Consider the following 22483-nt stretch of genomic DNA (forward strand, 5'->3'; position numbering starts at 1 on the left):
AAATGGTACTCCTTATTTCGCATCGTACCATGTAGGACCATATGAAAACTCAACCTTTAACGGCACACTTAACTTAATTGCATTTTCCATAACTTCAGGTACGATACGTTCTAAAATTTCAACTTCTTCTTTTGGTGCTTCAAAAATAAGCTCATCGTGTACTTGCAATAATAGCTTCGTCTGTAATCCTTCTTGTTCAAGACGAGCATTCATGTCAATCATTGCTTTTTTAATAATATCCGCTGCACTTCCTTGGATCGGTGTGTTCATCGCAGTACGCTCCGCAAAACTTCTTAAATTGAAGTTCGAGCTTGTGATGTCCGGCAAGTAGCGGCGGCGATTTAAAATCGTTGTAACGAAGCCGGCTTTTTTGGCCTCTTCAATACTTGTGTCCATATAGTTTTTTACACCCGGGAAGCTTTGCAAGTAGTTTTCGATAAAAATTGCCGCTTCTTTACGTGTAATATCAAGGCTTTGCGATAAGCCATAATCACTGATTCCATATACGATTCCAAAGTTTACAGCTTTTGCTGTGCGACGCATTAAGCTTGTCACATCGTCCGGGTTTTCAAGATCAAACACATCCATTGCCGTACGCGTATGGATGTCCATTCCTTGCTGGAATGCCTCCACAAGCGCTTCATCACCGCACATATGAGCCAATACACGCAGTTCGATCTGAGAATAGTCAGCAGCAAACAGAATCCAGTCTTTTTTTGACGGAACAAATGATTTTCGAATTTTACGCCCTTCTTCCAGGCGAATCGGGATATTTTGTAAATTCGGGTTTGTTGAGCTTAAACGCCCTGTTGAAGTTAATGCCTGCTGGAAACGGGTATGCACTTTGGAATCCTCTTCATGAACTTCTTTAATCAACCCTTCAATATACGTTGACTTCAGTTTTGCGATTGTTCGGTATTCCAGAATATGCTTTACAATATCATGCTCGGACTGCAGCTTCTCCAGCACATCGGCAGCTGTTGAATATCCTGTTTTCGTCTTTTTAATGACAGGTAAGCCAAGCTTATCAAACAAAATGACACCAAGCTGTTTCGGTGAATTAATATTGAATTTCTCGCCTGCCAGCTCATAAATTGTCGCTTCCATTACTTCAAGCTTCGCCTTCAGTTCATCACCCATTTGACGCAATGTACCGATATTGACCGTTATCCCTTCACTCTCCATCTTTCCTAAAATATGTGCAAGCGGCAGCTCCAGATTTTTGTATAATTCAAACTGTTCATTTTCCTTCAGCTTTTGCTCTAAAACTGGCTGCAGCTTCCAAACTGCCACGGCTTTTCTGCTTACATGTTCAGCTACATGATCTGCCCCAGGAACAATCCACTTTGCCCCTTTCCCGTAAATTGCTTCATTGGACTGAACGTCCTGATAACCGAACTCTTTTGCAAGTGTTGCAACATCATCACCTGAAATCGAAGGCTTTAAAATGTATGAAGCTAACAATAAATCAAACTCCACACCTTTTAGCTCAATCCCTAAACGATGGAGCATTGCTTGTGTCGCTTTGCTGTCTACAATGTATTTCTTCTTTGTTTCATCTTGTAGCCATGCTTTTAACTCAGCATTATCAATCACATTATCAATCGCTGTATATACCGTACGTTCCCCGTCTGCCAAGGCTAAACCGAGAGCATTACAGCTATGGTAATGTTCATTTTCCAACTCCAGGTGGATCGCCATCGTATCTTTTAACATGTCGGCCGTAATAGCCTGCACATTTTCAAATACTAATTCAGCTTGTTCCGTTTCCACTGCTTCAAAATCGCTCTTTTCGATTAATGATTTAAAGCCAAGCTCCTGCCATACATCAAGAAGTGATTCCTCATCCGGACCTGAATAAGCTAAATCATCCAGTTTAATCGTAAGCGGTACATCTGTATGAATTGTCGCAAGCTTTTTTGATAAGTGCGCCATTTCTTCATTATCTATCAGTTTTTCTTTCATTTTCGAAGCTTTCAATGTATCCATCGCTTCATATAGTTTTTCAATCGTACCGTGTTCCTTTAATAATTTAATCGCTGTTTTTTCACCAACGCCCGGTACACCCGGAATATTATCCGATTGATCGCCCATAAGCCCTTTCATATCGATAATTTGCTCCGGCGTCAGTCCATACTTTTCTTCAATATGTGCTGGTGTATATTTTTCGATATCGGTAATCCCTTTACGGGTAATATATACTGTGACATCCTCTGTTGCGAGCTGCGTTAAATCCTTATCCCCTGAAACAACGATAACTTCCATCCCTTGTGCGGCAGCCTGTTTCGCCAGTGTTCCGATAATGTCATCTGCTTCGTACATTTCCAGCTCATAGCGTTTAATCTTATACGCATCAATCAGCTTTCGAATATAAGGGAATTGTTCGGAAAGCTCTGGCGGAGTTTTTTGACGTCCCCCTTTATATTCACCGAATGATTCATGACGAAAAGTCGTTTTGCCGGCATCGAACGCAACAAGCATTTGTGTCGGATTTTCCTCACCGATAATTTTTTGCAGCATTGTCGTAAATCCGTAAGTCGCATTTGTATGAATTCCACTGTCATTCGTCAGCAGCGGCAATGCAAAAAAGGCGCGATAAGCCAATGAGTTTCCATCTAATAAAAGCAATTTTTGTTTTGTCATGCGCGTTCCTCCATTAATCAATTTCACCTCGGTGTGATTACGCTCAGATTCGAGTCAGGTTTGCAGGATACGAATCAGTCGTCCGGCGCTTCTAACCTGATTTTCTTTTAAATACTCTTTGCCGAATCTGTTGCTCCAACCGGAGGCATCAACTTCTGGCGTGTGTTCAAAACGCACCGAAAGAAGTTACATTACGATTGTATGTTCTCCTTCTACTTTAGCGATTATTGCGGTGAATTGCCAACATAAACGCAATTTCTTCTTCAATAAAATTCATATTCGCCACAATTAAGCAGGACACTAAGCGACTGTCGCTCCAAAGGACTTGGGCATCAGCAGGCAATATCCTCTAGTCGCAATGACTCATATCATCTAAAACTTCACCTTATAATCCTTCTACAAACGGAAACCTTCCAAAACATGTATTCCCCGACTAAAAAGAAAAAATCCAGATGAATGCAATATAGCATAATCTGGATTTTTCCATCATTGGATTAAGTTCATTTAGTCTAGAAGTTATTTATACAATTAAAGAAAATCTTTATATTTTGAAGTGATTAATTTGTCCTTTTAACTTAATAATCATTTCATTCAATTCGTGTGCGATACTCAGCATTTCTTCAGTCGATGCTGTCTGTTCTTCTATTGATGCAGCAATACTTTGAGAATGCTCATTGGATTCTTCCAATGACTGAACCGTTACATCCGTTGTTTCAAGTACCAGATTAGAGTCCGTTGCGATGCCTTGGAATGCATCGGTTACATTTTGAATTTCATTTTTCATATTATCCACTAATTTAGAAATTGTATTAAATGTTTCAACAGCCGAATAGATCGTAATGCTTTCCTGCTCGATTTTTGTCACTACATTATTAATTGCAACAACAGATTCATTTGAGTCTTTCTGCATTTCATTAATCAACGTCGTAATGTCGCTCGCCGAATTCGCTGATTGTTCTGCCAATGAACGAACTTCATCCGCTACTACTGCGAACCCCTTCCCGTATTCCCCGGCTCTAGCCGCTTCGATTGCCGCATTTAACGCAAGTAAGTTGATTTGATCTGAAATACTTGAAATAATTTTCGTGATTTTACCAACTTCTAAAGAACGGCTATTCATTTGTTCTGTTTTCATTAATGACATTTTTGCCGTTTCATTAATTGTTTCGATTCCTGCAACAGACTTATGAATAACTTCTATTCCTTGTGTTGCGACAGTATTGGTATCTATCGCCTCCTGTGCCACTATTTTCGTGACATTAGAAATTTCTGCAATTTTAAACGCAATCTGTTCTACTGCCACCCGGTTTTGAACAGCACCTTCTGTAATCAACTCAGTGCTAGAAGCAATCTCCTGAATCGCGCCCGATACCTGATTCGATGTAACTGTTAACTGTTCGACCGTTTCTTTCAAAATCGAAGAACCTTCCTCGACATGATCGGATGTGTCGACTACATGATAGATAGTCTCTCTCAATTGCGACTGCATATCCGAGAAGCTAGTCGATAAACGACCGATTTCGTCATGATTATGAACTTCCAATTGTTTGGATAAATCACCCTGTGCCACAATTTCAGTGTGATTTAAAAGCTGATTTAAAGGATTCACAATTTTGTTTGAAACGATAACCGCTATAATTGAACCTATAATCAATGCAGCAAGCAGTGAAGCAAAAATAATTGTAATTAACAATCTATTCAATTCATCAACAAAATCTGCATCCGCATCCAATCCCAGAACAGAATCCGTCCCGGGAATTTGAAGAAAGGTTGATTGATGTTTACCATAATCATCTTCATAAATATCGCTCGCCACTATTTCCGTTGTGGAAAGTGCTGCTGTCTGATCTTCTGTAAAAGGAAGCGGTGTCAGGTAATCTTCCGAATTCCCCAATACGAGAATAACTTCCTCTCCGTCGACTTTACTCATAATATAGGCATTTTCCAAATCAAACTCATTTTGGAAATCGGTTGTGAATGCCAGTAATTTTTCATATGAAGCCTTGTTTTTCTTAGCATCATTCACTATACCCGTGTCAAAAAGCGTACTGAATTTTTCCATACTCAACAATAAGTTTTGATTATGCTGCGGAATGATCTGATTATTGATCAAATTGCTGGATACCAAGAATAGAACCGAACTAAAAACAATACCTAACAAAATAATCGGTACTAAAATTCCTAATAAAATTCTGGTTTTTACTGAATTAAATTTTTTTAACATTTATCTTGCTCTTCAAAACAATTATGAAATTGTTTTAACCAAGCGTCCCCCCCAAATTTAGTTATTCGCATACAAGTTTTCTTCTTTTTCTACATATTTCATAATAAGATATAGTCATTTTGTGCCAGTGATTCACTACAAAAGAAAATGACAGCAAACGTCGCGCCCTGCTCGTAAGGAATACGACAACTTCTATGTATGGATCATTAATGAAAAAACACGCATTATTACCTAATTTTTCTGAATATATAAGTATTTTTACCCTAAAAAAAATCATTTTATTCTATGCACAAATGACTATGCTTGTTATATTATACACATTTTTTTAAATTTGCCTATTTATTTTCAATTTCTTTAAATAATCTTGTTATAAAAAAAACCGCATGGGATAAAATCCCCCGCGGTCTAATTATCTATTTAATTTTATTTTTGAACTTCACAACATGTACACCGTTTTTTTCTTCTTTATAAAAAATTTCTTCAAAAATAACCGTTAATAAAAATGCATTTAAAAATGGAATGATGACATACATCGGCATCCCGCCTAAATCGTATGGCATTAACCCGCGCGCAAATACTTCTACGAATCCAATCTGTGTGAAATAAAAGATCATGCCAATACCTACTTGCCAAATTGGTCGTTTATCTTCACGTTTTTCAAACCATAATACTTTTTTGAATGAATCCCGTACATCTTCTGCAATAAATAAACTTAATACTAAAATAGCAATAAATAAAATTGGTATATGAAAAATTTCCACCTTCACGAAATTAATATTAGATTGATAAAAAAGCGCCGTTACAGATGTTGCCATAATAAAAGCGATTAAACTATTCTGTATTACTTTACTCAAACTTCGCCACTCCCCCTGTATGAACTAACTATACTATAGTATAACAGTAAAATAATAGTTTCCAATAATATAATTTGAAAATTTAATGAAGTTAAATAATGTAATTTTTTCCACACAAAGAAAAAGCCATTTGGAACGGTTACATTCCAAATGGCCTTCACATATTTTAATCCAATTGACCGGATAAAAGTTTAGCATATGGCGAGTCTGACGGGATAATAATCATTGTCTCATTGCCGATTGTTTTCTTGTATGATTCCAACGTTCTGAATAGACTGTAGAATTCCGGGTCTTTCGAGTAAGCGGCATTATAGATTTGTGCAGCCTGTGCTTCACCCTCTGCACGGATGACAGATGCTTCTTTATTTGCTTTCGCAAGTGTTACCTGTACTTCCTGATCTGTTTTTGCCTCTTTACTGCGCTTTTCCGCATCCCCTTCAGAAAGATACTTTTGCGCAATCGATTGACGTTCCGAAACCATTCTTGTATAAACAGACTGCTCGTTTTCCTCCGGTAAATCCGTACGGCGAATACGGACATCAATTACTTCAATACCGAAATTGGCTGAATCGATTAACTCATTGACACGCTGTGTAACACGGTCATTAATATTCCCGCGTTTCGAATCTTTTTCATTAATAATATCGCCGTATTCCGTCTGACCGAACTCTGTACGAAGTGCCGAATAAATGAATTCCTCCATACGATTCTCCGCATTCAGCAACTGTCCGGCATTTGAAATTAACGCCTTTGGATCCGTAACACGCCAAACCGTATAGTTATCGATTATAATTCGCTTTTTATCCTTCGTACTGATCTCTTCTTCTGTCATATCATGTGTCATTAAATTGCTTGGAAGAGTCGTCACACTTTGAATGAACGGGATTTTCATATGAAGTCCAGGTTCACTTTCGTACTTCACTACTTCCCCGAACTGGCGAACTACTTTATATTCGTTTTCTTTTACGATATACAGATTCGCAAATACGATGATTAATACAGCAAATACAACAGTTAATACAATTGCAGAAGATACCCATTGCTTTACATTTATCGGCTTTTTATCTTTCTTTAATGGTGTAGGTGCTTTTTTGGCTTTTGTCTCACCATTATTTACTTGTTGATCAGAATCATTTGCTTTCGGTACTTCCTTAACTTCTTTCGATCCTTTTTTGTTGCCGAACAGTTTTTTCACAAATTCATCTAAATCGCCATCAAAATTATTTTTGTTGTTACTCATTCACTTTTGCTCCCTTCTTTTTTCTCTTCTGTAGAAGGAGGTGTCGTTTGCATTGGCTGAATCGGCAAGTACTTCATCGTACCACTGCCGTCATCATTCATAATATAAATTTGGGCATTCGGTAAAACTGCCTCCAATGTTTCGAGCACTAATCGTTCACGTGTAATATCCTTATTCAGTCGGTATTCATCATAAAGCTGGTTAAATAGCGCTACTTCACCTGTCGCTTGCTCGATACGCGTAGCCTTTTCACCTTCTGCTTTTGAAAGAATTGCAGCTGCTTCACCAACCGCTTCACTAACACGCTGGTTTTCATACTTTTCAGCTTCGTTAATCTTTGTATTTTTTGTCTCCCGTGCATCGGTTACATCTGTGAATGCTGCACGTACTTCCTCATTCGGAACTTCTACATCCTGCAGCTTTACTCCTAAAACTCCAATACCAATATCGTATTTATCGATTAACGATACTAGCAATTCACGTGTCTCTGCTTCAATATCCGCTTTACCATCCGTTAATGCCTCATCGATTGTCGAGCTGCCAATGATTGAACGTATCGCACTGGATGTCGCATTATGTAAAATTGTTCGCGGCTCCTGTGAACTAAATAAATATTTTTTTGGCTCAACAATACGCCATTGAACTACAAGATCTGTTAAAACAATATTTTCATCACCTGTAATCATTTTTGTTTCTTTATCGAATGTTTCCACCGTTCCATCCGGATTTTGCTTATAGCCGAACTGTAAACTGTATGTTTCTTTTGATAAAATCTCTACAGACTGAATTGGCCACGGCAATTTAAAATGAAGTCCTGAATCTTGTATTGTTTCATCCGCTTGACCAAATGTAATCACTACTGCCTGTTCCGATTCATCTACTGTATACCAGGATGTCGTCACAACAATAACTGCTACAACAGCCATGAGAATAAGTGCTACCCACATTAATGTTCTTTTTACACTCATCGTATAAAGCCTCCTTACTTTTCAATTTCTTCTTACTTCTACGGGATACCAATTGTAAAAGTTTCATATTTTTTCAAATTGAGTAGGCAAAAATTTCAAACACGAAAAAACTGCGCAGTAAGCCTTCATTTTTCTGCGCAGTTTCTTCATTATAATATTTTAATCTTTGCTAAGCGTTACTTTCTTTTAGAAACGGGGGTTTCTATTAAGAACTATAACACCGCAATATAAAGTTCAATTGAATGTTTTGTAAATATAATGTTAAATTTTAATCTTTCAATGGCAGAAATACTTTAATGCTTGTCCCTTTTCCTACTTCACTTTCTACCATGATTTTACCGTTATGTGCTTCAATCAAATGTTTCACGATAGACAAACCAAGACCTGTCCCCCCCGAATTTCGGCTTCGGGCCCGGTCCACCCTGTAAAATCGCTCAAAAATACGGGAAATCTCCGCTTTTTCAATACCGATTCCTTCATCTTTCACTTCAAATATCCCGTATTGATCATTGGCACTAATACGCAGTGTAACGGTTGTTTCTTCTTTAGAATAGGCAATCGCATTATTAATTAAGTTCGTAAAAATTTGCATCAGACGATTGACATCACCTAAAATAACCGCATCCTGCTCTATCTCCACATCAAACTGCATATTTTTATTTTCCAATTGCGCGCTTGTCAAATCAACAACCCGAACTAAAATATCCTGCAGCTTTGTCGGCACTACATCGAGTGTAAAGCCATGTCGTTCAATTTTTGATAGCTCGAGCAAATCATTGACGAGCACCTGAATCCGATTGCTTTCATCATGTATAATCGTCAAAAAAGATAACAGCATCTGCTCATCTTTAAATGCACCGTCCAGAAGTGTCTCGGAAAATCCTTTAATCGATGTAATAGGTGTACGGAGCTCATGCGAAACATTCGCTACGAAATCTTTACGAATCTGCTCCAATCGCACAAGTTCACTTATATCATGCATAACAATTACGACACCCAGCCAGCGTCCATGTTCCCCAACAACCGGCGCTCCGTAAACTTGCTCATAATATTCTTCATTTGCGATTTCCATTTCAAGCTGCTGTCGATATGGTAATTCTGTTAAAAATACATGATCGATAAACTTTTCAAGCTCTTTCGGCAATCCGAGCATCATAAAATTCTTGCCAATGAGTTTTTCTTTAGGCAGCTCAAACAATGTTTGGAATTTCCTGTTCACAATTGAAATATTGCCTTCGCGGTCAATCATCATTAATGCACTGCCCATATTCTCGATTAAAGTTTTCAGACGCTCTTCTTCAATTGCTCTTGTTTTTGTAATATCCTGTAAATTACGCGCCAAAATATTAACTGAATTTCTTAGCTCGACAATCGTAGTCGGTCCATTCGCAAAAGCGCGAGCACGATAATTCCCTTTTGAGAGCTCTCTGGCAGTTTTCGTAATATTAATAATCGGTGTAATAAAATTGCTCACAACACGGTATGCCATAAAGCTCATAATGACTAAGCCGCCTAATAATAATGCGGCAATAATTAAATAGATTTTTTGCTTTGTACTTTGCAGTCCTTCTGTATGCCGATCAATTGCATAAGTGCCTATAATGGCTTCTTTCTGGGTTTCAGTAAGTTCAATCTGTTCCTGAACGATCACTTGCTCCAATTGCTGTTCAGAATCCTTTGTTACCTCATGGACAAACTCATCTGCGAAAAATGGAAAAAGCTGCCCTATGAACAGCCCTAGAACAGCTAAACTTGACCCAATTACTAAAATAAACGAATAAAATAAACGATTTTTCATTGCGTTCATTATTTTTTTGGCTCCTCAAATTTATAACCTAAACCACGGATTGTTTTAATAAACAATGGTTTACGACTATTTTCTTCGATTTTATCCCTTAGATGACTAATATGTACGTCTACGATTCGAGTATCTCCGGCAAAATCATAGTTCCATACAGCACTAAGCAACTGATCTCGCGTTAATACGCGGTTTTTATTTTCAAGTAAGTAAACGAGGAGTTCAAATTCTTTCGGCGTGAATTCCAAAGACTCTTCATCGATAAATGCTTCAAATCGTTCAGGGAAAACTTTTAAATTGCCGAATGAATAGACAACTTCACTCGATTCAACTGTTTCTTCCACTACCGGTCCAGAAAAACGTCGCAATACAGCCTTCACACGGGCAATTACTTCACGCGGGCTGAATGGCTTTGTCATATAATCGTCAGCACCGAGCTCCAAACCTAATACTTTATCAAATTCATCGTCTCTCGCAGTCAGCATAATAATCGGTATATTGATGCGCAAACGTCGTAATTCTTTACAAACTTCAACACCATCAAGTTTTGGCAGCATTAAATCCAATAAAATCAGATCCGGTGTTTGTGCTACTGCTGTATCAAGACCCGCCTGACCATCATGGGCCAATAGAACGTCAAAACCTGCTTGTTCCAAGTTATATTTTAATAATGTTGCAATTGGCATTTCATCTTCTACTACTAAAACTGTTTTAACCATTATAAGTTCCTCCAAAATCGATTTGAAACCCCCATCTCAAAATCAATCTTCCAGTGGTTGGCTATCAACTATTTCGTAAATATGTACTGATTAGAGCACTAAGTTCATAGTAACAACTTTTTTTGAAAAGTACAATTATTCCTCTGTCCAGCAACTTATTTATCCATTATTAACTACTGCAATCTTTAATTCTTACTAATTCTATAAGGAAAATTACTTTCACTATTGACTGAATATTTATTATTATGGTAACATTTAGAAAAATTGCTTGTGCTGTTGATGAATTGACAGTGAAAATTTTTTAAAAACAATTCCGAGTAATTCAATATGTTAAGTATTTTAACGGAAAGTAGGTGCTTCCATGACAAATGGAATCAATATTGAGTTAGTAAATTTAACAAAAAGTTTCGGTGAAAAACAAGTGTTAAAGGATATTAATCTAACAATTCCCGCAGGACAATTTGTTGCAATCGTCGGGAAAAGCGGATGCGGAAAAAGTACGCTTCTTCGTATTATTGCTAATTTAGAACAAAAAACTGCCGGGGAATCATTAAAGGACGGTATTCAACAGGAAGACTTTTCAGGTGTTCGCGTCATGTTCCAGGAAGATCGTTTACTCCCATGGCTGTCTGTTTTAGAAAATGTAGGAGTTGGCACAGAGTTGAAAAAGGATTGGCAGCCGCTCGCTTTAAAGTCACTTGAACACGTAGGTTTAAAAGACCGTGCAAAAGAGTGGCCACATGTACTGTCAGGAGGCCAAAAACAACGTGTTGCATTAGCACGTGCGCTCAGTGCACAGCCGAGACTTTTATTATTGGATGAACCGCTTGGTGCTTTGGATGCATTGACACGACTGGAAATGCAAAATTTAATTGAACAATTATGGTTAAGTCAAAAATATACATCGTTACTTGTGACACATGATGTGGCAGAGGCAATTACATTGGCAGATCGAATTATTTTAATCGAGGACGGGAACGTGGCTTTGGATTTGCCGGTAAAACTTCCTCGTCCAAGAACGCGGTCAAATCCGCAATTTGCGGAGCTTGAGGAAATTCTGCTTCAACATTTATTGGGACGACAAACAAAAACAGAAACACCTATCAAACAAAAAGAATTACAGGCAATTATATAAGGAGGCATTACAAATGAAAAAACTATTATCTGTCTTTTTACTTTTAATCTTATCTATTATTTTAGTCGGGTGCTCGTCATCGAATGCCGAAAATAAAAAGGTTCGAATCGGTTATCAAAAAAACGGGACTACATTGTTATTAAAGGCGAATGGAGAACTTGAATCACGTTTAAAAGAATTAGGCTATTCAGTGGAATGGTCTGAATTCAATACTGGAAGTTCCATTATGGAAGCATTAAACTCAGGAGCAATTGATTTTGCCAATGCAAGTGATGCCCCTTCCATGATGGCATTATCAAAGGGTATGAATTTCAAATATATCGCAGGTGAAGAATCATCTCCTCAAACAGAAGGGATTTTAGTAAAAAATGATAGCTCAATTCAGTCAATCGAACAATTAAAAGGCAAAAAGATTGCATACAATAAAGCTTCCATCTCCGAATATTTACTAGTTACTGCTCTGGAAACAGTTAATCTGACACTGGATGATGTAGAATCCGTTATTTTAAGTCCTGCCGATGCGACGATAGCATTTCAAAACGGTGAGGTTGACGCCTGGGTTACGTGGGATCCGTATATGACGGTTTCCGAAAGTAAAGGCAATCGAATTTTAGCTACAGGCGAAGGCATTGTGGAACATCGCGGCTTCTACTATGCATCTGATAAATTTATTGAATCCAACAAAGAAGCAGTAGTTGCCTATGTGGAAGAACTATCTAAAGTCGGTGAAGCCATCGATACAGATTCAAGCGATGCAGCTGAAATTCTTGAAGAGAATACAGGTATCGCTGCTGATGTTTGGGTAACAAGCTTAGCCCGCCGTTCATCTGTCGCTACTTATCTGGATGAAGCTGCACAGGCAGATTTACAAAGATTAAATGAAGATCTTTATGACATTGGGTTAACGACTGATCTTGTAGAAAATCTCGAAAACTATATTTGGAAACCATAAGAGGTGAGATAATGAAGAAGAAAAAATGGATTCATTTGATTGAGCCGTGGATCATTCCTATTTTAATTATTGTCATATGGGAAGTATCGAATAAAACAGGTATCCTTGCTAATACAATTTTGCCTGCCCCTTCCGATGTAGTAAAGGCAGGCTATGAACAAGCCGTTTCCGGAGTTCTGTTTGAACATCTTCAAATTAGTACAACACGTGCTTTAATCGGATTCCTGATCGGCGGAAGCATCGCTTTTGTAATCGGTATTTTAAACGGAGTCGTCCCTTTTGCACAGCGATATTTGGATACAACTATTCAAATGCTGCGTAACATTCCGAATTTGGCACTTATTCCATTAGTTATTATATGGTTTGGTGTCGGTGAAGAAGGAAAGATTTTCTTAGTGGCCATCAGCGTATTTTTCCCGATTTACGTCAATACATACCATGGCATCCGCAATGTTGATCCACGGTTAATCGAAATGGGGAAAATTTATAATCTTTCGAAATACAAATTGTTTTTTAAAGTAATTATATTAGGTGCAATGCCATCCATTTTAGTAGGTATCCGCTACTCATTAGGAATAATGTGGCTTACTTTAATTGTTGCAGAAACGGTTGCAGCAAGTTCGGGAATCGGCTATATGTCGATGAATGCCCGAGAGTATATGCAACTTGATATTGTTGTATTGGCCATTATTTTATATGCTATTTTAGGAAAGATTGCGGATTCCATCGCAAAACTATTGGAGAAAAAATTATTGAAATGGAACCCCGTGTATCAGTAAACAAAAAGGGCTTCGGTGTAATAACCGAAACGCCCTTTTTTCGTTATTTCAGTGCTTTCATTACATCTTTAACAGCATCTGCAGATTGATCAAGCGCTGTTTTTTCATCTTCTGTCAGCTCAAGTTCGAATATTTTCTCAATACCCCCGGCACCTAATAATGTCGGAACACCTAAGTATATTCCTTCATATCCATACTCGCCTTCTAAATAGGCAATTGCCGGCAATACTCGTTTCTGATCTTTTAAAATTGCCTCTGCCATTTCCACCATCGCCGCAGCCGGTGCATAATAAGCTGAACCATTACCTAACAGATTCACGATTTCGCCGCCACCTACACGGGTACGCTGTACGATTTCCTCTAAACGGTGTGCAGGGATTAAACTTTGTAAAGGAACGCCGCCAACCGAAGCATACCGTGTTAAAGGCACCATTGTATCCCCGTGGCCGCCTAATACAAGAGCGGATATATCTTTTACCGAGACATTCAGTTCCTCGGCAATAAATGCGCGGAAACGGGCAGTATCCAATACACCGGATTGACCAATAACCCGATGTTTTGGGAAACCTGATTCTTTAAATACTGTATAGGTCATCGCATCAACTGGATTTGTGAGTACGATGATTGTTGCATCAGGTGAGGTACGGGCTATTTCTGATGCAACGGCTTTCATGACCCCCTGATTAATCTGAACTAAATCGTCACGACTCATTCCTGGTTTACGGGCAACACCCGCAGTTATTAAAACGACATCCGAGTTTGCTGTATCCTCATAATCGGAAGAGCCTTTTACATAAGAATCAAAACCTTGTACCGGCGCTGCTTCCCACATGTCCAATGCTTTCCCTTTCGTAGGATTTTCTGCTGATGGAAGATCAATAATTACTACATCGCCTAATTCTTTCTGCGCTGCTAAAAATGCTGCGGTTGCACCAGTAAATCCACTGCCAATAACTGAGACTTTTTTACGTTTTAATGTCATCTAGAACCACTCCTTCATCGTAATTATCTGTACACATGAAAAATTATATAATCGAGTAGGAGGCTAGCCATTAATTGGCTAGCCGACCTCTCACACCACCGTACGTACGGTTCCGTATACGGCGGTTCAACCTTTTGAGTATCTTTGCTCGTAAAATTGGGACAGGTCTTTCAGTCCCCATTTTACGAGCCTTTTATTTGGAATGGCTTGGTGTAGAACCTCGCTTCGTGATATTCGCCAGTACCCTTTTCTTGAATGCGCCGTTTTCATCGCTTCATCATGTTGGATTCCGTATTGGCGTAATTTCACATATTTAGTTCGTGGTAGCTTCCACCGTTTCCATATTAATTGACGTAAGCGATGGTTTAACCATCCCTGTAATTCTTGGATGAAAGTTTTCATGTTGGCAACTCCATAGTAATTAATCCAACCAACCGTTGTTTGATTGATTCTTTTCACAATCTCACTAAATGTCCCTGTTCGTTTACGACTCGTCAGTATTCTTAGCTTATCTTTTAGTCGTTTCTTGGCGGACTTGATTGGTCGGTATCCCACTTTCCCGACAGATTTTGTAGATGAAACCCTAAGAATGTAGCTGCTGTTGCGCCACACACTTTACTTTTCTGCTCATTGATTGTGAGACCCAGTTCATCTTCGATAAAATTCTTGACACTGGTCATGACGCGTTCACCTGCTCTTGGTGACTTTACATAAATCACAAAATCATCCGCATAGCGAATGAATCGGTGTCCTCGTTTTTCTAACTCTCTATCTAGCTTGTTTAAATACACGTTTGCTAGAATTGGAGAGAGTGGACCCCCTTGGGGTGTACCTTCTGTCGTTTCAATGAGGATGTCCTTGTCCAATATGCCTGAGCGTAAGAATTTCCATATTAGCTTAAGTACTATTTTATCTGTTATGAATTCTTCCAAATAAGCTCGTAGTCGCTGGTGATGAATCGTATCGAAGTAACTTTTCAAGTCACAGTCCACCACTGTTCGATAACCTTCCTCGTAATATTTCTTAGCGAGGGCAATTGCCTGGTGTTGGTTTCGACCTTTTCGAAAGCCAAAACTTTTGTCTGAAAAGTGTGGATCAATTATTGGTTGGATGACTTGTAGAATGGCTTGTTGAACAACTCTGTCCAATACACATGGTATACCTAGATATCGTTTGGAGCCATCCGCTTTTGGGATAGCTACTCGTTTCACTGGTTGAGGTTGGTAGGAACCATCTTTTAATTTCCTTTTCAATGGTTCCTCATATTTTATTAAATGCGCCTTCAGTCCATCAACCGTGATACCATCGATTCCAGGTGCTCCTCCATTTCCTTTTACTTTCTTATATGCATTCCATAGGTTTCTATGGGACGCAATTCTGTCAATTAAATTGATACTTTCTTGTTTCTTCATTTCCATGTTTACATCCCTACACGCTCTTATATACTCTTTCGCTTCCAGCTTATCCCTCTATAAGTAGCCATCTATTCGGTCTATACCTTGATGTTTTCTGTGTTTTGGCGGGATGTCTCCACCTCCTTGTTTCTTTCAAGATTTAAAAGATTGTTCGGCCCTTCATCTTTTGTCGAAGACTACTATGGCTTCTGCTGACTTCTCTTGATTCATCCATTTATCACTAAACAAATTGTTAATTGAATAACCCTCAAGAGACCTCCCCGGGTAAGCACAACCGCCTTCCTCTCATGTAACTGCCAGATTTACTGTATGGGATTTGGGCAGTATTGGACTTCGCTTTGTTTGGCAAGCTCATCCGTCCCAAGTCAGCCTTTTATCTGATTTCTGTTCGTCAGTTCGAGAGTTTGCGTCCGACTTCCTTCAGATTCCACGTCACCATGGACACCCTTGTCTTTCGCTAACAGTTCCTACTGCCAAGCCTGTAGTGGACTTTCACCACCAGGCTGTTGTGCATGCCGGGCACACCAAAAAAAGGGAGAAAACATAATGTTCTCTCCCTTTTCAACAATATTTGACTCTAAAATCAAAAGTAATACTTTTCCATTATTGTAAAATTATATAACAATATTATTCATTGCTAAACAATTTGTTCATAATTTCACATATATAGGCAAATGAGTAAAACTTTTAATTAGAAGTTTTCGATTAATTTTGAAGCGAATTCAGAACATTTAACTTCTGTAGCGCCATCCATTAAACGTGCGAAGTCATAAGTTACATATTTAGAAGAGATTGTTTTCTCAACTGAATTAGTAATTAAGTCCGCAGCTTCTTGCCATCCTAAGTGCTCAAGCATTAATACGCCTGATAATAATACTGAAGATGGGTTTACTTTATCTTGTCCAGCATACTTAGGTGCAGTACCGTGAGTAGCTTCGAAAATAGCGTGACCAGTTAAGTAGTTAATGTTAGCACCTGGAGCGATACCAATACCACCAACTTGAGCAGCTAATGCGTCAGAGATGTAGTCACCATTTAAGTTCATAGTTGCTACTACGTCAAACTCGTTAGGACGAGTTAAGATTTGTTGTAAGAAGATATCAGCAATAGAATCTTTTACGATGATTTTGCCTTCTGCAACAGCTTTAGATTGTGCTTCGTTAGCAGCAGCTTCGCCTTGCTCAGCTTTGATTGCATCGTATTGGTTCCAAGTGAATACTTTGTCGCCGAATTCAGCTTCAGCTACATCGTAACCCCATTGTTTGAATCCACCTTCAGTGAATTTCATGATGTTACCTTTGTGTACTAAAGTTACTGATGGACGGTTGTGAGAAATAGCATACTCGATTGCAGAGCGTACTAAACGTTCAGTACCTTCTTTAGATACTGGTTTAATCCCTAAACCAGAAGTTTCTGGGAAGCGAATTTTGTTAACGCCTAATTCGTTTTGTAAGAAGTTTAATAATTTCTTTTGCTCGTCAGAACCAGCTTTGTACTCGATACCAGCGTAGATATCTTCTGTGTTTTCACGGAAGATTACCATGTCAACATCTTCTGGACGTTTAACTGGTGAAGGAACACCGTCAAAGTGACGTACTGGACGTAAGCAAACATATAAATCCAACTCTTGACGTAATGCTACGTTTAGAGAGCGGATACCGCCGCCGATTGGAGTTGTTAAAGGACCTTTAATAGCGATTAAGTATTCGTTGATTTTTTCTAAAGTTTCAGCTGGTAACCATTCGCCAGTTTTGTTGAATGCTTTTTCACCTGCTAATACTTCTAACCATTCGATTTTCTTTTCACCGTTATAAGCTTTTTCTACAGCTGCGTCAATTACGCGAGATGCTGCTGCCCAGATATCTGGACCGATACCGTCACCCTCGATGAAAGGAATAACTGGATTGTTTGGAACGTTTAATTTACCATTCTCTACTACGATTTTGTTAGTCATTGGAAATTTGCCTCCTAATAATCATAAATCTAGGACTGTGTCAAATCACAGTCCTAGATATTTTAACATACTTTTTTAATTAGCGCTCGTTAATTGGAACGTATTTTTGCATATCTGGACCAACATACTCCGCACGAGGACGGATTAGACGGTTGTTTGCATATTGCTCTAAAATGTGCGCTACCCAACCTGAAGTACGAGATACTGCGAAGATTGGTGTGAATAAGTCATGCTCGATACCTAAAGAATCATATACTGATGCTGAGAAGAAGTCTACGTTTGCAGGTAATTTCTTTTGCTCAACGATCATGTCATGGATTTTCACTGACATATCGTATAATTCTGGTTTGCCTGTTAATTTAGTAAGCTTTTCAGACATTACACGTAAGTGAGGTGCACGTGGGTCGCCTTTACGGTATACGCGGTGACCGAAGCCCATGATTTTTTCTTTGTTATCTAATTTGTTTTGAACCCAAGATTCAACTTTATCGATTGAACCGATTTCAGTTAACATTTTCATAACTTGCTCGTTAGCACCACCGTGTAATGGGCCTTTTAATGCGCCGATTGCAGAAGTTACGCCAGAGTATACATCTGATAATGTCGCAACACATACGCGTGCAGTAAATGTAGAAGCGTTTAATTCGTGGTCAGCATGTAAAATTAATGCTTTATCGAATGCTTCAATTTCGATTGCTGCTGGTTCTTCACCTTTAAGCATATATAAGAAGTTTGCTGCATAACCTAATTCTGGTTTTGGAGCAACTGGTTCTTTACCTTGACGTACACGTGCAAAAGTAGTTACTACTGTACCAATTTTCGCTTGTAAACGGATTGCTTTACGGTAGTTTGCTTCAGCATCCATTACATCAGCTTCTTCGTCAAATGCACCTAACATAGATACCGCTGTACGAAGTGCTGCCATTGGGTGCACTGTGTTTAAAGGCATAGATTTGAATAAATCTGTGATTGCCGCTGGAATTTCCATATTTTTAGCTAGTTCTTCTTTTAAGTTAGCTAATTCTTCAGCGTTTGGTAAACGCGTGTTCCATAACAAGAATACTACTTCTTCAAAAGTCGCATTGTTAGTTAGGTCGTCGATGCCATACCCTACATATGTAAGTGTATCATCGATAATTGAAGAAATTTTCGATTCTGCTGCTACGATACCTTCTAAACCTTTTGTTGCTGACATAAAAAATCGCTCCTTCACTTAGTAAATTAATTTTGTAAGTGCTTTCTTTTTACTCTATTAAAAAGTCGCACACTCATATCGTTCTGCTCAATTGAACCTATAAGTAAATCGCTTACAAATTTCATTATAATCAATTTTGACGGCTTTGTGAATGAATTAGTATGATTTTAGGAAAAAACCACATATGTGATAGAATTCATGCAAAAAAGAGAATTTATAATTTGTAATGAGTTAATCAAGGTATTAATTAGGAGTGAGATAAATGGATTATACAAATAAAACAAACCAATGGCTAGTAAAAAGTAGGAACGTTATCGTTCTTTTACTTTATTTCATCCTTTTTTATTTCATTCCGCCTATTATTTTTGGTCTGTTTTTCGCTTACTTACTATTTCCCGTCTTCCTCTTTTTCAAGCAGCAATTTAGACTGCCTTTCTTTCTCGTAGTCATCATACTTTCCGTCTTTCTATTTTCGGTTGTCGTCTCGGTAATCATGCTCATCATTCACAGCTTTATCACCATTCTTCCTCAGCTGCAGTCAACACTCTTGTCACTGGACAGCACTTATATGAAACATCCGCTCCTTCCATTTATTGTAGAAAAACTACAAAGTTTAATAAGGGACTTGCTGTTCTATACAATCAATTTTATAAAAAATAGTTTTCAATCTATATTTGAATTTTTCATTTTCATTGTGACATTCTACTTTGCTTTGATGGAAAGCTATAAAAACCGATTATGGTTTTTCGCTTATATTCCGAAAGCTTATCGCACTACATGGGCCCGCTACTTCCAGAAAGGCATGGAGCTTATTGGCCGCTTTATCGTAGTGGAAATGCAATTGTTTACGCTGACGTTTATCCTGCTATGTATAGGGTTTTATTTTTTAAAGTTTGAAGCATTTGTTATTAAAGCTTTTTTAATTGCTTTTGCGGATTGCCTGCCTTTTTTAGGAATCGGAATTTTCCTCATTCCCGTTTCTATTTATTATTTTATAGTAAACGAACCGATAATGGGCATTGCTATCCTGGTTCTGTACTTCACTGTACAAATGATAAGGCAGCTAACCGAATCCATGCTTTGGTCCCATACGTTGCATTTACGTATGATCCACACATTTCTGATCAGCGCTGCCTCAGTTTTATTATTCGGTTTTTACGGTATCATCCTCAGTCCGATCCTGCTGATGATTGCCATTAAAGTGAAACAACATGCTATTTTTGCAAAATAACAACTTGTCCTCTTTTCATTTTTTTACGTAAAAAGTAAAAGATAACCGGCTTAAATAAGTTGCGAGTAATACCAGATACAAATAACAATCCAAGAATATCCGTTATAAAGCCCGGGACTGCCAACAAAATACCGCCAGCAAAAATCATAAATGTTTCAATGACCGGTACTGCAGGCGGCTGACCTTGCTGCATGCTTTTCTGAATATCCTGTATCGATTTTGTACCGCGTTTTTTGGCGATCAACAGTCCTGCAATGGATGTGAAAAGTATTAATAACAATGTATAAAAAACACCGATCGCGTTTCCAATTACGATAAATGCCGCAATTTCCGCGAATACGAGTGCAAGAAATCCAAATAAAATCTTTTTCATTTATGAACCCCCTCTTCTTCTATTTTATACGAAACAGCGAAGAAAAAGTTTCAAAAGCTTAAGAAGAGGCTGGTACATAACCCAAAAACGCTATTTTTCTCTGTGAGAAAAAATAGCGTTTTTTGCTGAGGTTAAAAATATCCGTTTCTTAATAAAGGATTTCCTGTTATTTTACGGTCATTTTACTGTCCCAGCCTCTTTGCTGTAGTCCATTAAATTTTACGGTTATTCATCTTAAAGAACGCTGGCGTGTCCTTTGTAAATGACACCTGTTTCGGCATCCATTGTGATTTCCTGTCCGTGCTGAATTAAAGTAGTTGCTTCTTTTACACCGACAATTACAGGAATACCTAAGCTTAAGCCAACTACTGCAGCATGGGAAGTTAACCCGCCTTCTTCAGTAATAATACCTGCGCATTTTTCGATCGCCGGCATCATTTCACGGTCAGAGCCAACTGTTACAATGATTGCTCCTTCTGTTTCGTAAGCTAATGCTTCTGCTGCATTGTTGGCGATAATTGCATTACCAACAACCGACAGTTTACCAATACCTTGTCCACGTGCCAATAAGTCACCAATTACATGTACTTTCATTAAGTTCGTTGTGCCTGCTTCACCCACAGGAAGACCGGCAGTAATCACAACTACATCTCCATGGCTGACAAAATCATGTTTTAGCGCTTCATCAACAGATAACTCTAAAATCTCATCCGTTGTAGATACACGCTGCGTTAAAATTGGTTTAACGCCCCATACTAATGTCAATTTCTGTGCGACATTTGGCTGACTTGTAACTGCGATGATCGATACACCCGGTCGATATTTTGCAATCATTCTTGCCGTATTTCCGCTTTCAGTCGGAGCTAATACTGCTTTTACACCAAGGTTAATCGAAGTATAGGCAACTGCCTGAGAAATAGCTTCTGTCATATTTGCTTCTTTTTCACGGCTTCGTGTTGATACAATTGCACGGTAATCCAGAGCATTTTCAGTACGAATCGCAATTTTGTTCATTGTCGCTACTGACTCTACCGGATAAAGACCTGCTGCTGTTTCTCCCGAAAGCATGATTGCATCTGTACCATCCATAATTGCGTTTGCAACGTCTGATGCTTCTGCACGAGTCGGACGCGGGTTGCGTTGCATGGAGTCCAGCATTTGTGTAGCCGTAATAACAGGTTTCCCTACTTGGTTACATTTTCTGATTAATGATTTTTGTACTAGTGGTACTTCTTCTGCAGGAATCTCTACACCCAAGTCCCCACGTGCCACCATTAAACCGTCTGAAACTTCGATAATTTCATCGATGTTGTCAACGCCTTCCTGGTTTTCGATTTTCGGGATAATTTGAATATGGCTGCCGTTATTTTGTTCCAGCAGCTCACGAATTTCGAGTACATCCTTTGCTGTACGAACAAATGAAGCGGCGATGAAATCGATACCTTGCTCAATACCGAATAAAATATCCGCTGCATCTTTGTCTGTAATACCAGGTAATTTCACAGAAACGCCCGGTACATTCACACCTTTTTTATTCTTTAAAATACCAGCGTTTTCAACGATTGTATGGATCAACCCATGTTCCGTATCTTTCGCAAGTACACGCAATTCGATTAAGCCGTCATCCAATAAGATGATATCGTTTTGATCTACGTCTTCAATCAGCTGATCATATGTGATGGAGAAACGTGATTCATTTCCTAAAACTTCTGTCATTGAAATATCGATTACTTGTCCTGTTACTAAATGCAACTCACCGTTTTCCATAGTGTGTGTTCTGATTTCAGGTCCTTTTGTGTCCAATAAAATTCCAACCGGTTTTTTCATGCGTTCTGCTGCATCTCGTATTGCAGCAATACGGTTTGCATGTTCTTCATGATTACCGTGTGAGAAGTTTAAACGGGCAACATTCATCCCTGCATCAATTAACTTTTCTAACATTTCTGGTGATTCACTAGCTGGTCCAATAGTACAAACAATTTTAGTTTTTCTCATAGTTTTGTCATCTCCGTTTTTATGCA

Annotated in this window: 18 protein-coding genes; 4 read left to right on the forward strand and 14 right to left on the reverse strand. The window is 38.5% G+C overall.

From position 1 onward, the window contains the following. Nucleotides 1–12: 12 nt before the first annotated feature. From polA to MKZ25_RS13655, 7 genes are all read right to left on the reverse strand, one after another. Nucleotides 13–2643, reverse strand: a complete 2631-nt coding sequence (polA, locus tag MKZ25_RS13625; protein WP_340801996.1) for a DNA polymerase I — start codon at nucleotides 2641–2643, stop codon at nucleotides 13–15. Nucleotides 2644–3184: 541 nt separating this feature from the next. Next, nucleotides 3185–4867 (reverse strand): methyl-accepting chemotaxis protein, encoded by a 1683-nt coding sequence (locus tag MKZ25_RS13630; RefSeq protein ID WP_340801997.1) that lies wholly within the window; start codon nucleotides 4865–4867, stop codon nucleotides 3185–3187. 413 nt (nucleotides 4868–5280) lie between these two features. Further along, nucleotides 5281–5721: a DNA polymerase I gene (locus MKZ25_RS13635; protein ID WP_251686508.1), complete on the reverse strand. Its 441-nt coding sequence runs from the start codon at nucleotides 5719–5721 to the stop codon at nucleotides 5281–5283. A 166-nt stretch (nucleotides 5722–5887) separates the two neighbouring features. Beyond that, nucleotides 5888–6961: a protease modulator HflC gene (gene hflC, locus MKZ25_RS13640; protein ID WP_340801998.1), complete on the reverse strand. Its 1074-nt coding sequence runs from the start codon at nucleotides 6959–6961 to the stop codon at nucleotides 5888–5890. Beyond that, nucleotides 6958–7929 (reverse strand): FtsH protease activity modulator HflK, encoded by a 972-nt coding sequence (gene hflK, locus MKZ25_RS13645; RefSeq protein WP_340801999.1) that lies wholly within the window; start codon nucleotides 7927–7929, stop codon nucleotides 6958–6960. Before hflK ends, hflC begins: the two co-directional genes overlap by 4 nt. Before the next feature lie 268 nt (nucleotides 7930–8197). After that, nucleotides 8198–9736: a two-component system histidine kinase PnpS gene (gene pnpS, locus MKZ25_RS13650; RefSeq protein WP_340802000.1), complete on the reverse strand. Its 1539-nt coding sequence runs from the start codon at nucleotides 9734–9736 to the stop codon at nucleotides 8198–8200. After that, complete coding sequence (locus MKZ25_RS13655; protein ID WP_340802001.1) at nucleotides 9736–10446, reverse strand: response regulator transcription factor; 711 nt, start codon at nucleotides 10444–10446, stop codon at nucleotides 9736–9738. The genes pnpS and MKZ25_RS13655 overlap by 1 nt, the downstream gene beginning before the upstream one ends. Before the next feature lie 361 nt (nucleotides 10447–10807). On the opposite strand from MKZ25_RS13655, the gene MKZ25_RS13660 reads away from it, so the two are divergent. The 3 genes from MKZ25_RS13660 to MKZ25_RS13670 are packed head-to-tail and all read left to right on the forward strand — an operon-like array spanning nucleotide 10808 to nucleotide 13312. Then, nucleotides 10808–11581, forward strand: a complete 774-nt coding sequence (locus MKZ25_RS13660; RefSeq protein ID WP_340802002.1) for an ATP-binding cassette domain-containing protein — start codon at nucleotides 10808–10810, stop codon at nucleotides 11579–11581. A gap of 13 nt (nucleotides 11582–11594) precedes the next feature. Beyond that, on the forward strand, nucleotides 11595–12533 hold the full coding sequence (locus MKZ25_RS13665) for a sulfonate ABC transporter substrate-binding protein (protein ID WP_340802003.1): 939 nt from the start codon (nucleotides 11595–11597) through the stop codon (nucleotides 12531–12533). 11 nt (nucleotides 12534–12544) lie between these two features. Continuing rightward, nucleotides 12545–13312 carry an ABC transporter permease subunit gene (locus MKZ25_RS13670; RefSeq protein ID WP_340802004.1) on the forward strand — a complete coding sequence of 256 codons (768 nt, stop codon included), beginning with the start codon at nucleotides 12545–12547 and terminating at the stop codon, nucleotides 13310–13312. Nucleotides 13313–13355: 43 nt separating this feature from the next. Here the strand turns inward: MKZ25_RS13670 and mdh are convergent, their stop codons facing one another. The 5 genes from mdh to citZ form a co-directional block, all read right to left on the reverse strand. Then, nucleotides 13356–14294, reverse strand: coding sequence for a malate dehydrogenase (gene mdh / locus MKZ25_RS13675; protein ID WP_340802005.1), 939 nt, complete (start codon nucleotides 14292–14294; stop codon nucleotides 13356–13358). Between the two features lie 126 nt (nucleotides 14295–14420). Next, the gene (locus MKZ25_RS13680) at nucleotides 14421–14906 is read right to left on the reverse strand and encodes a group II intron maturase-specific domain-containing protein (protein ID WP_340801943.1); all 486 of its coding nucleotides are present in this window, start codon (nucleotides 14904–14906) and stop codon (nucleotides 14421–14423) included. After that, nucleotides 14810–15706: a group II intron reverse transcriptase/maturase gene (ltrA, locus tag MKZ25_RS13685; RefSeq protein WP_340799763.1), complete on the reverse strand. Its 897-nt coding sequence runs from the start codon at nucleotides 15704–15706 to the stop codon at nucleotides 14810–14812. The genes MKZ25_RS13680 and ltrA overlap by 97 nt, the downstream gene beginning before the upstream one ends. Nucleotides 15707–16400: 694 nt before the next feature. Then, entirely contained in the window at nucleotides 16401–17663 is a 1263-nt protein-coding gene (icd, locus tag MKZ25_RS13690; protein ID WP_340802006.1) for an NADP-dependent isocitrate dehydrogenase, read from the reverse strand. 79 nt (nucleotides 17664–17742) lie between these two features. Continuing rightward, on the reverse strand, nucleotides 17743–18858 hold the full coding sequence (gene citZ / locus MKZ25_RS13695) for a citrate synthase (RefSeq protein WP_340802007.1): 1116 nt from the start codon (nucleotides 18856–18858) through the stop codon (nucleotides 17743–17745). A gap of 262 nt (nucleotides 18859–19120) precedes the next feature. Here citZ and MKZ25_RS13700 point away from each other — a divergent pair, with 262 nt between their 5' ends. Beyond that, nucleotides 19121–20089, forward strand: a complete 969-nt coding sequence (locus tag MKZ25_RS13700) for an AI-2E family transporter (protein ID WP_340802009.1) — start codon at nucleotides 19121–19123, stop codon at nucleotides 20087–20089. On the opposite strand, the gene MKZ25_RS13705 is transcribed toward MKZ25_RS13700, so the two are convergent. Both MKZ25_RS13705 and pyk read right to left on the reverse strand, forming a co-directional pair. Beyond that, a complete protein-coding gene (locus MKZ25_RS13705) occupies nucleotides 20073–20462 on the reverse strand; it encodes an FxsA family protein (RefSeq protein ID WP_340802010.1) in 390 nt (129 codons plus the stop codon). The genes MKZ25_RS13700 and MKZ25_RS13705 overlap by 17 nt on opposite strands. Before the next feature lie 234 nt (nucleotides 20463–20696). Continuing rightward, a complete protein-coding gene (gene pyk / locus MKZ25_RS13710; RefSeq protein ID WP_340802012.1) occupies nucleotides 20697–22457 on the reverse strand; it encodes a pyruvate kinase in 1761 nt (586 codons plus the stop codon). Nucleotides 22458–22483 lie beyond the last annotated feature (26 nt).

Origin of the sequence: Solibacillus sp. FSL W7-1464, assembly GCF_038004425.1 — a bacterium.
Taxonomy (GTDB): domain Bacteria; phylum Bacillota; class Bacilli; order Bacillales_A; family Planococcaceae; genus Solibacillus.